Source organism: Streptomyces sp. NBC_00873 (genome assembly GCF_045207415.1).
GTDB lineage: Bacteria > Actinomycetota > Actinomycetes > Streptomycetales > Streptomycetaceae > Streptomyces.
On sequence record NZ_CP108803.1, the window covers coordinates 2,440,779 to 2,454,571 of the forward strand.

General features: G+C 70.6%; 15 protein-coding genes and 1 pseudogene. 3 read left to right on the forward strand and 13 right to left on the reverse strand.

Features of this window, described 5'->3' with window-relative positions; translation table 11 throughout:
• Positions 1 to 167 precede the first annotated feature (167 nt).
• Positions 168 to 743: a hypothetical protein gene (locus OH809_RS10965; protein WP_406515066.1), complete on the forward strand. Its 576-nt coding sequence runs from the start codon at positions 168 to 170 to the stop codon at positions 741 to 743.
• Between the two features lie 136 nt (positions 744 to 879).
• On the opposite strand, the gene OH809_RS10970 is transcribed toward OH809_RS10965, so the two are convergent.
• The 10 genes from OH809_RS10970 to OH809_RS11015 all read right to left on the reverse strand — a co-directional run bounded on the left by OH809_RS10970 (position 880) and on the right by OH809_RS11015 (position 7,761).
• Positions 880 to 1,437 carry a DUF6099 family protein gene (locus OH809_RS10970; RefSeq protein ID WP_406422575.1) on the reverse strand — a complete coding sequence of 186 codons (558 nt, stop codon included), beginning with the start codon at positions 1,435 to 1,437 and terminating at the stop codon, positions 880 to 882.
• A 124-nt stretch (positions 1,438 to 1,561) separates the two neighbouring features.
• Positions 1,562 to 1,921 (reverse strand): nucleotide pyrophosphohydrolase, encoded by a 360-nt coding sequence (locus OH809_RS10975; RefSeq protein WP_406422574.1) that lies wholly within the window; start codon positions 1,919 to 1,921, stop codon positions 1,562 to 1,564.
• A complete protein-coding gene (locus tag OH809_RS10980) occupies positions 1,918 to 3,147 on the reverse strand; it encodes an AAA family ATPase (protein WP_406422573.1) in 1,230 nt (409 codons plus the stop codon). The genes OH809_RS10975 and OH809_RS10980 overlap by 4 nt, the downstream gene beginning before the upstream one ends.
• 55 nt (positions 3,148 to 3,202) lie before the next feature.
• Positions 3,203 to 3,601, reverse strand: coding sequence for a cell division protein SepF (locus OH809_RS10985; protein ID WP_366136485.1), 399 nt, complete (start codon positions 3,599 to 3,601; stop codon positions 3,203 to 3,205).
• 104 nt (positions 3,602 to 3,705) lie between these two features.
• A complete protein-coding gene (locus OH809_RS10990) occupies positions 3,706 to 3,876 on the reverse strand; it encodes a hypothetical protein (RefSeq protein WP_406422572.1) in 171 nt (56 codons plus the stop codon).
• Positions 3,877 to 3,927: 51 nt separating this feature from the next.
• On the reverse strand, positions 3,928 to 4,926 hold the full coding sequence (locus OH809_RS10995) for an MBL fold metallo-hydrolase (RefSeq protein WP_406515067.1): 999 nt from the start codon (positions 4,924 to 4,926) through the stop codon (positions 3,928 to 3,930).
• A gap of 424 nt (positions 4,927 to 5,350) precedes the next feature.
• Complete coding sequence (locus tag OH809_RS11000; protein WP_406515068.1) at positions 5,351 to 6,523, reverse strand: Gfo/Idh/MocA family protein; 1,173 nt, start codon at positions 6,521 to 6,523, stop codon at positions 5,351 to 5,353.
• 39 nt (positions 6,524 to 6,562) lie between these two features.
• Positions 6,563 to 6,706, reverse strand: a complete 144-nt coding sequence (locus OH809_RS11005; protein ID WP_406515069.1) for a hypothetical protein — start codon at positions 6,704 to 6,706, stop codon at positions 6,563 to 6,565.
• Complete coding sequence (locus OH809_RS11010) at positions 6,690 to 6,842, reverse strand: hypothetical protein (protein ID WP_406422568.1); 153 nt, start codon at positions 6,840 to 6,842, stop codon at positions 6,690 to 6,692. Before OH809_RS11010 ends, OH809_RS11005 begins: the two co-directional genes overlap by 17 nt.
• A gap of 124 nt (positions 6,843 to 6,966) precedes the next feature.
• The gene (locus OH809_RS11015) at positions 6,967 to 7,761 is read right to left on the reverse strand and encodes a DeoR/GlpR family DNA-binding transcription regulator (protein ID WP_406422567.1); all 795 of its coding nucleotides are present in this window, start codon (positions 7,759 to 7,761) and stop codon (positions 6,967 to 6,969) included.
• Between the two features lie 185 nt (positions 7,762 to 7,946).
• Between OH809_RS11015 and OH809_RS11020 the strand changes: the two genes are divergently transcribed.
• Positions 7,947 to 8,831, forward strand: coding sequence for an SIS domain-containing protein (locus tag OH809_RS11020; protein WP_406422566.1), 885 nt, complete (start codon positions 7,947 to 7,949; stop codon positions 8,829 to 8,831).
• Positions 8,832 to 9,313: 482 nt separating this feature from the next.
• On the opposite strand, the gene OH809_RS11025 is transcribed toward OH809_RS11020, so the two are convergent.
• Positions 9,314 to 9,871, reverse strand: a complete 558-nt coding sequence (locus OH809_RS11025) for a hypothetical protein (protein ID WP_406515070.1) — start codon at positions 9,869 to 9,871, stop codon at positions 9,314 to 9,316.
• 178 nt (positions 9,872 to 10,049) lie between these two features.
• Between OH809_RS11025 and OH809_RS11030 the strand changes: the two are divergent.
• Positions 10,050 to 10,235 (forward strand): annotated as a pseudogene (locus OH809_RS11030) (transcriptional regulator); the annotation flags it as partial.
• 79 nt (positions 10,236 to 10,314) lie between these two features.
• On the opposite strand, the gene OH809_RS11035 reads toward OH809_RS11030, so the two are convergent.
• Both OH809_RS11035 and OH809_RS11040 read right to left on the reverse strand, forming a co-directional pair.
• Positions 10,315 to 11,223 carry an adenosine kinase gene (locus OH809_RS11035; protein ID WP_406422564.1) on the reverse strand — a complete coding sequence of 303 codons (909 nt, stop codon included), beginning with the start codon at positions 11,221 to 11,223 and terminating at the stop codon, positions 10,315 to 10,317.
• Positions 11,224 to 11,521: 298 nt separating this feature from the next.
• Positions 11,522 to 13,666, reverse strand: a complete 2,145-nt coding sequence (locus OH809_RS11040) for an MMPL family transporter (protein WP_406515071.1) — start codon at positions 13,664 to 13,666, stop codon at positions 11,522 to 11,524.
• Between the last annotated feature and the right edge of the window lie 127 nt (positions 13,667 to 13,793).

The window sequence follows — 13,793 nt, forward strand, 5'->3', positions numbered from 1 at the left end:
GTAATTGGGAGGTCAGATCGTGGGCGGGCGATCCTTGGGTTCGTGATGTAGCGCGACATGCTGTTGTGGTTGGGGGCGAGGATGGGCGGTAGTACGGCCAAGGAGCATCATCTGGTGCCGCGGTACTGGCTTCGGGCGTTCGCCGAGGACGGGCACGTACTGGGACGGTGGCGTGGCGGTGCGGAGCACCGCACTCCCATACGGCGGGCGGCGGTGGCTCGGCCGGGATCCCCAGCTCCCGCTGGCGGACACGGACCTTCTGCACATCGGCAGAAGACCTGCTCGCCAAGCCGGCCGACGCGACCTGCCAGCCGCTGGTGGACCTCTTCAACTCGGGCCGGATCGACGCCGACTACAAGGCGAACGCCCAGGCGGTCTTCCTCAAGGGCAAGAGCATGATCACCCAGGATGTCAGCGCCTACTCCCCCGACCAGGCGGAGCGCGCGATGACCGCCCTGGGTAAGACCATCGACGAGTGCGGCACGTTCGACTCCCAGTACGGGGGCGAGAAGGCCAAGGTCACCACCAAGACCCTGGAGGTGGACGAGACCGGCGACGAGACGCTCGGCTTCAGCCTCAAGTTGGAATACGGCGACATGGTGGTGGACGCGGAGTATGGCGTGGTCCGCGACGGGGCCAACATCACCGGCGTGCAGAACAACTGGGTTGACGACCGCGGCATCGAGGCCTTCGAGAAGGGCCTGGCCAAGGCCGCCGAGAACCTGCGCACAGCTCGGGGCTGACCCGTCCGGGAGGCTGCCGGGTCCGGTCTCGGGCCCGGCACAGCTTGTGGCCGGCCCTGGCTGCTGCACGTGGTAGGGGCCGGCCCAGGCGCCGCCCGGATTTCGCGCTCCGCGACCGCGGCTACGAACGCGACAATTACCGTGCCTCGTCCGGGATCTCGGCATGAAGCCGGTGATGGCCCGCCGCCGATCCCGCCGGTCCGCGCACCGCACCGTACGCACCGTCCCGCTCCCGCTGCCTGTCCTGCTCCCGATCCTGTTCGGCGAGGAGCCGGAGCATCCCGTGCACCCGGTCCAGCGCCTCGTCGGCCGCATCGATCGCCTCGATGCACTGCCAGTAGAGGCTCTCCTCGCCGGTGTCACAGGCCACCGCGACGAGGGCCATCCCCATCTCCCCCAGCAGCGCGCCGAGACCGGTCAGGGCCGCCCTGGGATCGGCGACCTCGGAGAGCTGCGCGGCCCGCGCCGTGCCGGTCCGCACCACCGGATGATCCGGCGCACCGCCGCCACTTCCCCCGATCTCGCCGAGCCCCCGTGCCTCGCCCCGCAGCGTCTTCGGCCCGTACGCCGCCAGGTGCTCGCCGATCGCCTGGGCCAGCGCCTGGACCTGCCAGGCCTCCGCCATGATGGACGGCGCGCCCCGGCTCTGCGCCAGAGCCCGCCGACTTACCTCTATGAGCCGCTCCGCTTCCATGCGTCGCCCCCGTCCGAACGAAAACCCGCTCACCTCATCCATTACCCACAGTGAGGGGAGTGGTACCGAAAGGCCAGGGGATTTCGGAAATCTGTGGACACGAAGTCGACTGTGAAGAAGTCGATCACTCCGAAGAGTGACGATCTTGGGGTTCTGGCGGCTTCGGAACCGGGAAGCGCGCTTCGTTCCTGTCGATCTTCTCCGCCAGCGCCGCTAGCGCATCGATGCCCAGCACCTCACAGAACTGCAGCAGATACGCGAGCACATCCGCGACTTCGTCCACCACCCGATGCGCCGTCTCGGGCGTCTCCATCACCCGCGCGGACTGCTCCGGCGTCAGCCACTGGAAGATCTCGACCAGTTCGGACGCCTCGACGCTGAGCGCCGCCGCCAGGTTCTTCGGGGTGTGGTACTGCTCCCAGTCACGGGCGGCCGCGAACGCGGCGAGCCGTCGCTGCAGTGTCTGTACATCGAGTCCGTTCACGGTCCCAGGTCTACCACCGTCGCACCGGCCGTCCCGCGGGCCCGTGCGGCGGCCGCCTCCGCGACCGTCCCCACCAGTCTGAGATGCCCGGTCGAGCCGATCGACGCGGCCAGGCCCAGCAGTTCCGCCACCTGCCGTCCGTCCAGGTCCCGGTCCAGCCCGTCGACCAGGACGGTGAGCGTCTGCATGGCCGACGGCACCTCCGCCGCGGCGTCCATGGCCAGCACCCCGGGGCCGGTGAGCAGGACCAGGGCGAGCGTCAGATACCTCAACTCGCCGTCGCCGAGCCGCCCGACCGGGGTGAGGTGCCCGCCGTCGCGCTCCACCACGGCGTGCAGCAACCCATCCGGAAGCCGCTCGATGCCCAGCCCCGTCACCGTCCCCGCGCATCCGGCAGCGGCCGCCGCAACCAGCCGGGCATGCCGCTGTCCGCACTGGGTGTGTGTCCGTTCCAGTACCGCCGCGAGGTTGTCGCAGTCCCGGCGCAGCCGGCCCTCCCCGCTGGGCACCGGCGCCCGCATCCGCTGCGGCTGCGGTTCGCACACGAAGACGGAGCGCAGGGCCACGACCATCTGTTCGGCGGCGGCGAGGACCCGTAACTGCGCCTCGGTCGTGCCCGCGACCCGCAACGGCAGCAGCGCCGTACCGAGCAGGTCGTCCGGCAGCGGCGCCCGGGTCACCGGGACGGCGCCGGCCGTGTGCCAGGCCGCCTGGACCGTCGAGCCCCTGGGGTCGCGCAGCGCGGTGGTCAGCAGCGTCTCACCGCCGCCGGTCAGCCGTTCGCCGACGATCCGGAGGGAGGGCTCGGCCTGCACGGCGACGTCGAGCCGGACCGGTCCTGCCGGGCCGGTCGCCGTGCAGCCGATCCGGAAGCCGCGGCGGCCCTGGGCGTCGGGACCGGCCCGTTCGGGCACGTACGCCGCCGGATCCGGGAACACCTCGTCGAGCGGGTCGCCCGCGCCCAGCCGGGCCAGCGCCTCGTACGCCCGCAGCGCGCTGGACTTGCCACTGCCACCGGCCCCGGTGAACAGCGTGAGCGGGCCCACCGGGAGGACGGTGCCACGGTGCGAGGCGAAGGCGGAGAGCCGCAGTTCGGTGACGACGGGGCCGGCGGAACGGACCGCACCGGTTCGGGGAGGCTCGGTTCGGACGGCCTCGGTTCGGACTTCTCGGGCGGCTGATGTCACTGGGGGCGCCCACGGGTTTTCCGGGCAGCGTGCAGTCATGAGCGGACCGTACGCACGCCGTCGACCGGCGAACCGTTCCGCCCGCACGACCTTCCTACGATCGGGGGACGCCTGCCGCCGTCACCCCCTCGACCTCGATGCCGACCGGCGACAGAAGGAACACGTTCCGGTCGACGCGGTGCATTCCGCTGCCGAGCCCGAAGACCACACCGCTGGTGAAGTCCAGGATCCGTTTGGCCACATCGGTCTCGGCGCTGGTCAGATCGAGCAGCACGGGGATCTGTGCGACCAGATACTCGGCCACCTCGCGGGCGTCAGCGAAGACCTGCACCCGCAGCACGACCATGCGGCGCTGTTCGGCGGTCTCGTGGTCGTCGGGGACGGCGCGGTGGTCGACCCGCGACGGCCACTCGTTGCGGCTGCGCAGCGGCACGACCTGGGCCAGACCCTCCCACTGCTCGTCCGTGACGTCATACCTGTCGTACCTGCTCACCGGACCACCCCGTCTGTGCTTCGGTCGGCGTTGCGCCGGCTGCGCTCGCTGTTCATCGGGCAATTCTCGCGCCCCTCACCCGTTCGGCGTACCACCGACACGGGTCAGCGGCTGATCGACACCTCCGACGGGGCCGGAAGCGCCGTATCGCCGGTCACGTCGAGCGGGGTGAAAGGGACCGGGAGATGCACCGGGGCGCGGCGGAACGGAGCGGGCCGCCACATCGGTTCGCTCGCCGGAACGGCCAGCTCCGCATCGCACAGCCATGCCGTCACCGTATTTCTGTGGCCGGGTCGGACCCGCGCGGGCGGGTGGAGATCCGGGTGTCACCCCTCGTGGTCTGCCGCCCCACGGGACTGTTCCACTTCTTGAGCGACGACGGCGACATCGGTCATCACCTGAAGCACACTGGGCAGTTCGGCGCCGTCGAGCTGCCGGTACTCGCTGCCGATCGTCACCACAAGGCGTTCGGCCAGGCCGAGTTCGGGGTGGCGCCCCTCGGCGATCATCCGGCGGGCCGCCTCGAGAGCCGGCACCCCGGCCGCGTGGAGGGCGTGGGCACGTTCCCGTACGTACTCGAGGTAGCCGATGTGTGCGCGCACGCCGGCCGGGTCGAGGACCGGACCGTGGCCCGGGACGATGGTCTCGGCGCCGGTGGCCAGCACCTGTTCGCAGGCGGCGATCACCTGGGAGAGTGGGCCCGCCCAGTGCACCGGGTGGTCGCCCGGCTGCTCCGGGGTGGAGGCGAAGATGACGTCGCCGCTGAACACGGTGCGCTGAGCGGGCAGGTGCACGATGAGGTCGCCCGTGGTGTGGGCGGGGGCCAGGGCCGTCACCTGGACCGGGTACTCCCCCAGAGTCAGTTCGAGCTCGCCGGTGAAGTACGTGGTCGGCTGGACGGGTTCGGTCCGTGACCAGTCGAACGGGCCGAAGTGGCGCTTGAGGTACTCACCGAGCGCGGTGGCCGGATCGCTGCCCTGGACGAGGGCATGCTGCTGCTTCGGGGTGGGTTCGTAGTGGATGTGTTCCCGGGCCTCGCGGGTCACGATGATCTCCGCGTCCGGGAGTACGCCCGCGCCCCAGAAGTGGTCCCCGTTGGCGTGGGTGACGATCACCCGGTCGATGGCGGCGCCGTCGGGCAGCCGCTTCGTGGACTCCGCCAGGAACTGGCCGGCGAGCACGGGGTCGTACGGGGTGTCGATCCAGATCGCGCCACGCGATGACGTCAGGAGACCGCAGTTCGCGAGGCCCCAGCCCCGTTTCGGCGGGAGCCATGCGTAGAGGTCCCGACCCAGCTCGACGAAGTCTCCGCCCGTGATCGACATGGACGCGATTATGCCGACCGCGATCCGGCAACGCGTTCGAACTCGGCCACCGAGGGATCCGTTTGGCGCAAAAACATTGCCCGCTCACACTGATTGCGGTGCCATGGTGACGGTACGAGACCGGGCACCCGCACCCTCGTACGACATCTTCCGGACGTTCGGCTTTATTTCCCCCCGACGGTGTCACGCTTCGCGGCCGTGGCCGATCGGGCGGCCGCCAAACAGAAATGGGCCGATTACCCACCGAGCATGGCTGAAAACAGACATAGAGAGGCCTCCGGCGACGGCGCCGGACAGCGCTGTCACCGGAGGTCCCCATCGCGTCGTCGCCGGGTGTGCCCAGGGCGGACACGCCAGTGAAACCCGTCGGACAGGGCCGAAGCCCTGTCCGACACTTCCCGGTCAGAATCGGGCCAGAGGTTTCCTAGCGAACCTGACCGCGTTCGAAGTACGCGATCAGCTCGGGGTCGAGGGCGGGCACGTCGTACGGTGCCCCGCCCTCACGCAGCGAGCGGGTCGCGAGGACCCCGGCGGCGACGCTCATCCGGGCGGCGACCGGAGAGGTGTCGGTGACACCTCCGTCGCGGACGAACCGGCAGAACTCCTCCATGATCCGGGTGTCACCGCCGCCGTGCGAGCCATTGGCCTCGGGCACCCGGTAGGTGATGTCGGCCTCGGCGCGGTATCCGCTGGGTCCGCTGTTCCAGACCCTGACCTCGTCACCGGGGCTGTCGCCGAAGTTCTCCAGCCGCCCCTCGGTGCCGATGACGGTGTAGTTCCGCCAGTAGTCCGGGGTGAAGTGGCACTGCTGGTAGGCGGCCACGACGCCGTTGTCGAGCTGCATGTTCATCACCGAGACGTCCTCGACGTCCACGATGTGGTGCAGGTCCTTGCGGGCCGTCGGCGGCCAGTCGAACTCCCGCAGCCAGTTCGCTGGGCGCGGGGTGTCCGCCTCACGGCGCGGCAGGTCCCCGTAGACGAGGAGGTCGCCGAGGGCGTTGACGCGGCGCGTGTAGCCGCCGGCCAGCCAGTGCAGCACGTCGATGTCGTGCGCGGCCTTCTGGAGCAGCAGTCCGGTGGTGCGGGTCCGGTCGGCGTGCCAGTCCTTGAAGTAGTAGTCACCGCCGTAGCCGACGAAGTGCCGCACCCACACGGCCTTCGGCTCGCCGATGTCGCCGCGGGCGATGATGTCGCGCATCAGCCGCACGACACCCATGTGGCGCATGTTGTGGCCGACGTACAGCCGGGTACCCGTCTCGTACGCGGCGCGCAGGACGTTGTCGCAACTCTCCACCGTGATACCGAGCGGCTTCTCGACGAAGACCGCCTTGCCGGCCCGCAGGGCATCGATGGCGATGACCTCGTGGGTGTCGTCCGGGGTGGCGATGATGATCGCGTCGAGGTCGTCCCGGTCGAGGAGCAGCTTGTAGTCCTCGACCGCGACATCGGTGCCGAAGCGCTCGGCCTCGCGCTGTCGCACCTCGGGGTCGACGTCGCAGACGGCGGTAATCGCCGAACCCTGTCCGGGGTGGTGGGCTGACATCGCGATGGAACGGCGGAGGCCGAGCCCGATGACGCCGAGTCGAAGGTCTGACACGGGGGTCCCTTCTGTCTGTACGGGTGGTGCGGGCGGAGACTACTTACCGGCGATCGAGGCCTCGAACTCGGCTCGCATCTCGCCGCCGCCGCCCGAGCGCCACTTCTTCACCCGGTCCTGGACGGCGGCTCGCTTCTTCCCGGCGGGCGAGTCCGCGTCATCGGGGTCACGGGGCGGCGGCACCGGTGACCGCACGGATGAAACCACTCGCCTCGGTCTCCCAGCTGTCGGCGGTGGACTGGCTGAAGCCGAGCAGTCGGCTGAAGACGTAGGCCGGGAGGTCGGAGGCGATGTCCATCCGGGAGGCGTTGCGGGCCAAGCGCGGCTGGATGCCGAGCGCTTTCAGGCGTCGCCCCAGACACCGGCAGGGCCGACCAGTAGTGGACCGCGCCCGCACCTGATCCTGCGGGACGGCGTCACCGCCGGGCGGTCCGGCGTCACCCTCACACAGCGATGACGGTGACGCCGGCCTCGGTGAAACGGGCCTTCGCATCGCGGGTGATGCCGGTGTCGGTGACCAGGAAGTCGACCTGGCTGAGATCGCAGACCCGGGCGAAGGCACGCTTGCCGATCTTCGAGGAGTCGGCGGCCACGACCACCCGCTGCGCCTGCTGGGCGAGCAGCCGGTTGATGCTGGCCTCGCCCTCGTGGTGGACGTACGCCCCGCGCTCGGTGTCGATCGCGTTGACGCCCAGCACGGCGACATCCAGCGTTATCTCACCGAGCACGCCACTGGCCAGCGGCCCCGTGAGCTCGTACGACTGCGGCCGGGCCACTCCACCGGTCACCACGATCTTGATCTGCGGCCGTATCACCAGCTCGTTGGCGATGTTGAGGGCATTGGTCACCACCGTCAGGGTCGGCTGCCCCCCGGGGCCGGTGTCACTGACGAGGTCGGAGCGCACGGCCAGCGAGCGGGCGACCTCGGTGATCGTGGTGCCACCGGTCAGCCCCACCACCTCGCCCACCGCCACGAGTTCGGACACGGCGCGGCCGATGGCCTGCTTCTCCGGGGCGTTGCGTCCCGTCTTGTAGCGCAACGCCAGTTCGTACGAGACTCCGTGCGCGACGGCGCCGCCGCGGGTTCGGGTGAGCAGCTGCTGCTCGGCAAGCTGGTCCAGGTCGCGGCGGATGGTCGCGGCCGAGACATCAAGCGTCGTCGCGGCGTCCTCGACCTCCACCCGGCCGTGTTTGCCGACCAGCTCAAGCAGCGCGTCCCACCGGGCATCCCTGGACAAGTGAACTCTCCTTACGGGTCCGGGATTCGAGCACCCATCCCCTTGGGCAGTGTCACCGGACATGCGCAAGGGTCGCACAAGGCGCCGATCAGTCAAGCCCCATGCAAGCGGAATGCTTGATAATGTTTGCAGAATGCGCATAGCGTGCGTGAACGAGCATCCCAACACCCACACGGAGTGTAAAAGTGTCGTTTGTCGAGATTGAGACAGCCAGCCAGCCGGAGTGCTGGCGCCGCGCCGCGGACCTGGCACAGAGCCAGTCGGCCGCCCTGCCCGCCGCGGGCGAGCGGATCGCCGTCGTCGGCTGCGGCACCTCGTTCTACATGGCCCAGGCGTACGCCGCGCTCCGCGAGGAATCCGGGCAGGGCGAGTCCGACGCGTTCGCCGCATCGGAGTTCCCCTTCGGCCGCAGCTACGACCGGGTCGTGGCGCTCACTCGCTCGGGCACGACGACCGAGGTGCTGGAGCTGCTCGGCCGGCTCCGTGGCGTCACCCGTACTGTCGCGATCACGGCCGACCCGAACACCCCGGTGATGACGTCCGCCGACGATGTCGTCGTCCTCGACTTCGCCGACGAGCAGTCCGTGGTGCAGACCCGGTTCGCCACCACGCTGCTCACGCTGCTCCGTGCCCACCTCGGCCTGCACACCGACGCCGTGGTCCGTGACGCGGAGACCGCACTGGCCGAGCCGCTGCCCGAAGGACTGCTGGAGTGCACCCAGTTCACCTTCCTCGGCCGGGGCTGGACGGTCGGTCTCGCCAACGAGGCCGCGCTCAAGATGAAGGAGGCGTCGCTCTCCTGGACCGAGTCCTACCCCGCGATGGAGTACCGCCACGGTCCGATCAGCATCGCCACCACCGGCACCGCCACCTGGGTGTTCGGTACCGCACCCGAAGGTCTTCAGGAGCAGGTCGCCTCGACCGGTGCCCGCTGGGTGGCGAGCAGCCTGGACCCGCTGGCCGAGCTGGTCCGCGTACAGCGTCTGGCGATCGCCCGCGCCGAGGCTGCCGGCATCGACCCGGACAGCCCCCGTCACCTGACCCGCTCGGTGGTTCTCGCCGACGTCTGACCGGCGGACGGGCATCATCGAACGCGCGCTCACCGTTCCGCACGACAGTGTGCGCGAGGGCGCGTGCGAGGGGTTCCTCGCCGCGCCTGCACAGGGCAGCGATACCGGCGTCCTCGTCCTTGCCGGGTCCGGTGCCGCGCGTGCCTGTCGGGCTGCGCCCCGAGGCTCGACGCCCGACCGCCGATGGTCGGTCACGCCCCCGGACCCCGGCCTCGCCATCTCGCCGGGGGCCAGGCCGAGGGCCGGCGCGGGCCGGTAGGGACGCATCGCGGGTGAGGGGCCGGCCGTGGAGGTCGGCCCCTCACCCGTGTCGCAGCGCACGGGGCGTGTCGCCCGTGATGACGGGGCGGCCCACGTCTGCGTCTCGGTGACGTCGCACCGGATCCGGGGGCGATCCGCCCCGTCGGCCGGGTGCGCAGCCCCGGGCCGCGCCGGGGATGATCCGGTCGCGCCTCCGGCCGGCCCTTCGCCACCGCCTCGGGCTACTCCTCGAAGTAGGCGTCGAGCACCACGTCGAGTTCTTCCGCCCACGCCTTGAGACTGCTTCTGGCGGCCGCCTCGACCTCGGCGTTGAACCAGCGGCGGGACGACATGTGGACGGTGACGGTGAACCGGCGCCCGAACCGGGGGACCTTCACCTCGACCGCACCGACCTCGTCCCAGTGGAACTCGGCCTCCTGGTCGTCCAGCCGGAACCGGATGCCGTCACGGTCTGCGGTGATCGAACCCCGCCGGTCGCTGACCTCGAATACGGGCCCGTTCTCGTCCTTCTCGTCCTTCTCGTCCTTCTCGTCCTTCTCGTGTTCCTCCTGCTCCCCGTCCTTTGCGTCCTCCGAGCCGGAATCGGCGGCGGAGCCCCCGGTGACACCCTCCACAAGGGCGTCGTCAGGGGCGGCACCCTCGGGCGCCGGCTCCTCGGTCTTCTTCTGGTCCGCCTCGGACGTCCCGACGGTGCGAGAGGCCGTGAGACCAGGTACGTACGCCGGGTCTGTCCCTGCGGCGTACGCGGGCTGAGTGTTCGGATCTATGCGCTGCTCCACGGCGGGCAGTATGGCCGACGAACCTGTACGAGACCAGTAAGGGCCGGCCGGGCCGCGACGTCACCCGAGAACGTGCGCAGCTGCCCCATGACCGCCACCGCCTCCAGGCTGTGGCCCTCCACGTCACCGATGACCAGGCCGATTCCGCCGCCGGGCAGCGGGACGATGTCGTACCAGCGCCCAGCACGACGACCTGGAGAAGGCGGAGAGCGAACTGCGCACCGCGCACTCCATGCTGGTCTCCAAGCGCGCCGCTCTCTACACCTCCCAGGTCGAGGTGGAGCTCGCCGATGTACTTCGCCGCCGCGGCAAGGCCGACGAAACCGCGGCCCTGTTGCGCGACCTGCTCGGCGGTCTCCAGCCCGGGTACCACCACCCTCGGCCCGGCTCCGGCCCGCCCGCCGGAGACACCCTGGAACTGACGGTCCCGGCCGTGGCCCCGTTTATCCAACGGCCTCCGCGACGCGGGCGAGGAGTTCGTCGCGGCCGATCGGATCGGTTCGCCTCGACTCCACCGTGCAGGCGTGGGCTCCGGCCACCGCACCGTAGAGGCCGCACCGCTGCGGCGGTTCGCCGGCCAGCCAGCCGAGGAGGAAGCCGGACACGAAGGCGTCACCGGCGCCGTTGGAGTCCACCACCGGCCCCGGGGGCGTGACGGCCGGAATCCAGGAAACTTCGCCGTCGGCCAGCAGATGGGCGCCCTCGGCCCCGGCCGTGGCAACGACCACCTGGGCACGTCCCCGCTCGGCAACCCGTCGCATGGTCCGCTCCGGGTCGGCCAGGGCGACGGCGGAGACGAAGACGAGGTCCGCCTCGTGGGCGAACGGCTCGTGGTACGGGTTGACGCCGTCCCAGTTGTGCAGGTCGGTCGAGATCGTCACTCCGGCCTCCCGCAGCGCGGGAAGAGCGAAGGCGCACGGGTAGGTGATCGAGACATGGGCATGACGGCTCGCCGCGGCCAGGGACCGGACCGTCGCCTCGGGCAGCCGGTCCCCCTCCCGCGACCGGCTGTCGTCGTACAGGGACAGCCGTCGCCCTTCGGGGCCGACGAGATTGACGGCGCGTTTGGTGCCGCCGGGCAGCGGGACCTCGGTGAGTGCGATGCCACGGTCGCGGTGCAGCGCCCGGATCAGGTCACCTGCGTGGTCGTCGCCGATCATGTCGAGGTGATGCGCGCGCAGACCCAGGGCGCTCACCCCCAACGCGACGAAGTCCCCGGTCTGCCCCGCCCGCGTCTCGATCCCGGGGCGGATCATATAGCTGTCGGCATACGGGAGGGGCAGCTCCGGGACGTACACGATCGTGTCGACTCCCGCGCCTCCCAGGACGAGGACATCGGTCTCGGCGCTCATGGGTGTTCCTCTCCGGCCGACCGGCAACTGTGGCTGTCGGCAGGCGAGTCAAGCAGGGCAGCCACCACGGCCGCAAGATGTTGCAGAATCCTCCCGCAAGCTTTTTCCCGTCACCTACGGACCCGGCCTGCGGGATGATCCCGCCGAAGGCGGCACCCCGTCGGAGACCGGCGGCGCACGCCCCTGGATCGAGCGCACCACGGCCGAACTCCGCGCGGCGGGCGTGACCGTGGCGGATTCCGCGGCACCCGAAGCGGTGGCCGGCCTGGCGCCGCAGGAGCCCTTGGCCACATCCGGGCTATACGCCACCGCCTCGGCTGCCCGCGGGTACCGCGGCCGGCGTGGGCTGTCCGTCCGCCGCGGGCGGTGCGGTGTCCGTGCCGACCGGGCGGCCCGGCCACCAGAAGGTACGGCCGACGTCCAGGGCCAGGGCCGGGACGAGGACGGACCGCACGAGGAAGGTATCGATCAGGACACCGATGGCCACGACGATTCCGGTCTCGATGAACGCCACCTGCGGTGCCGTGGTGAGCGCGGCGAACGTCGCCGCCAGCACCGCGCCGGCGCTGGTGATGACGCCGCCGGTGGAGGTGAGTCCGCTCAGTACGCCGGCGCGGTGGCCGCGGTGACCGACCTCCTCGCGGATCCGGTGGATGAGGAAGATGTTGTAGTCGACGCCGAGTGCCACCAGGAACAGGAAGCCGATCAGCATGACCTGGATGTCCACCGCCGGGAATCCCAGGACGTGCTGGAACAGCTGCCGGCTGATGCCGAGGGCGGCGAAGTAGGACAGCACCACGGTCGCCATCAGCAGCAGGGGCGCAACCAGGGCTCGGAGCAGGACGACCAGGATGAGGAAGACCACGGCGAGCACCAGCGGGATCACCACCTTGCGGTCGTGGGCCTGCGCCTCGGTCTTCTCCTGTGCCATCGCGGTGGGGCCGCCGACCTGGGCGTCAGCGTCGGGGACGGCGTGCACGGCGGCGCGGATGCGGTCGACCGTACGGGCCGCCGGCGCGCTGTCCGGGCTGTCCTTCAGTACGGCCCGGGTGCTGGCGAGAGTGCCGTCCGTGGACCTCTCCGGCGCGTCGACCTCGGCAACCCCGTCGATGCCCTTCAGCGCGGCGGCGACCGCGGGCGCGGCCTCGGCCTTGCTGATCACCTCGGCGGGCCTGCTCTGGCCGGCCGGGTAGTGGTCGGCGAGGAGTTCCTGGCCGGCGATCGAGCCGGGCTTGCCGACGATGAGGTGCTCGTCGTCGAGACCGGTCCTCAGGCCGAGCGAACCGAGGGCCAGCACGGTGAGGACGAGGGCGGAGCCGATCCATACCAGGCGCGGACGGCGGGAGATCCTGCCGCCGACGCGGTCCCACAGGCGATGGTTGGCGTTCTTCACGGCCACTCCGGCGCGCGGCACATTGGGCCAGAACACCCAACGTCCGAGGATCACCAGAACAGCCGGGAAGAGCGTGGTCATCGCGGCGAGACCGCAGATGACGGCGATGGCCCCGGCAGGGCCGAGCGTGTAGTTGAAGCCGACGTCCGCCTGCGTCAGGCAGAGCAGCCCGATGCTGACGGTCGCCGCGGACGCGGCGATCGCGGGGACGGCCCTGCGGACCGCAGTCTGCATAGCCTCGTGCCGGTCCTCATGGACCCGCAGTTCCTCGCGGTAGCGGGCCAGCAGCAGCATCGCGTAGTCGGTGCCGACACCGAACAGCAGTGCTGTCACGACGATCTCGTTGCCGCCGCCGACCGTGAGCCCGAAGCCCTTGGCGAGGAGGTACGAGACGGCCTGCGTGGTGAGGAACGCGACGCCGACGGTGAGCAGGGGCAGCAACCACAGGATGGCGCTGCGGTACGTGATCAGGAGCAGGGCGGCGACGACGAGGACCGTGATGAGGGTCAGCGCACGGCCGGTCGACTCCCGGGCGTCGGCGGCGTCCAGCGAGTTGCCCGCCGGGCCGGTGAGTCTGGCTTCGAGGCCGTCCGGCCGGTCGGCGGTGGCCCGGTCCCGTACCTTCTCCGCATTGTCCGCGAGTGCGGTGCTGTCCTCCTTGCCGAGGGGCACGAACGCGGTCAGCGCCTTACCGTCGTCGGACGGCCTGGCCGGCCCGACCTCGCCGGCCGCGAAGGTCGCGAACTCCTTGATGTCGGAGGCGACCTTGGCCTTGTCCTCGGCGGTCAGCCCGCTGTCCCGTACGTAGACGACGATGCCGAGGGAGATCTTGCCGTCGGCGAACCGGTCGGCGAGTCCGGCGACACCGGTGGACTCGGCGCCTCGGGGCAGCTCGATGGTCAGCTCGTCCTTCTCGATCTCCGAGAGCTGTCCGGCGAGGGGCACGGACGCGACGACGATGATCAGCCAGGTGATCAGCGCCGGCCACTTGCCCTTCCTTCCGCCCGGTAGTTTCAGGAGCCGGTCGGCCCAGCGGTGCGGTCGTGACATGGGGACTCCTCGTCCAGGGTGTGGGATGTGCGGGGCACGGGCGCGTGGTGCGTGGTGCGTGGTGCGTTGCGCGTAGGGGAACGGTTCAGGCGGCGGGCTGTTCGGCGAGCGCCGCCTCCGCGTCGTG

Coding starts and splice junctions, on each gene's coding strand:
- OH809_RS10980 (WP_406422573.1), bottom strand. CDS start 3,147: ATGACTGCACGCTGCCCGGAAAACCCGTGGGCGCCCCCAGTGACATCA.
- OH809_RS11040 (WP_406515071.1), bottom strand. CDS start 13,666: ATGTCACGACCGCACCGCTGGGCCGACCGGCTCCTGAAACTACCGGGC.
- OH809_RS10995 (WP_406515067.1), bottom strand. CDS start 4,926: ATGTCGATCACGGGCGGAGACTTCGTCGAGCTGGGTCGGGACCTCTAC.
- OH809_RS11035 (WP_406422564.1), bottom strand. CDS start 11,223: ATGAGCGCCGAGACCGATGTCCTCGTCCTGGGAGGCGCGGGAGTCGAC.
- OH809_RS10970 (WP_406422575.1), bottom strand. CDS start 1,437: ATGGAAGCGGAGCGGCTCATAGAGGTAAGTCGGCGGGCTCTGGCGCAG.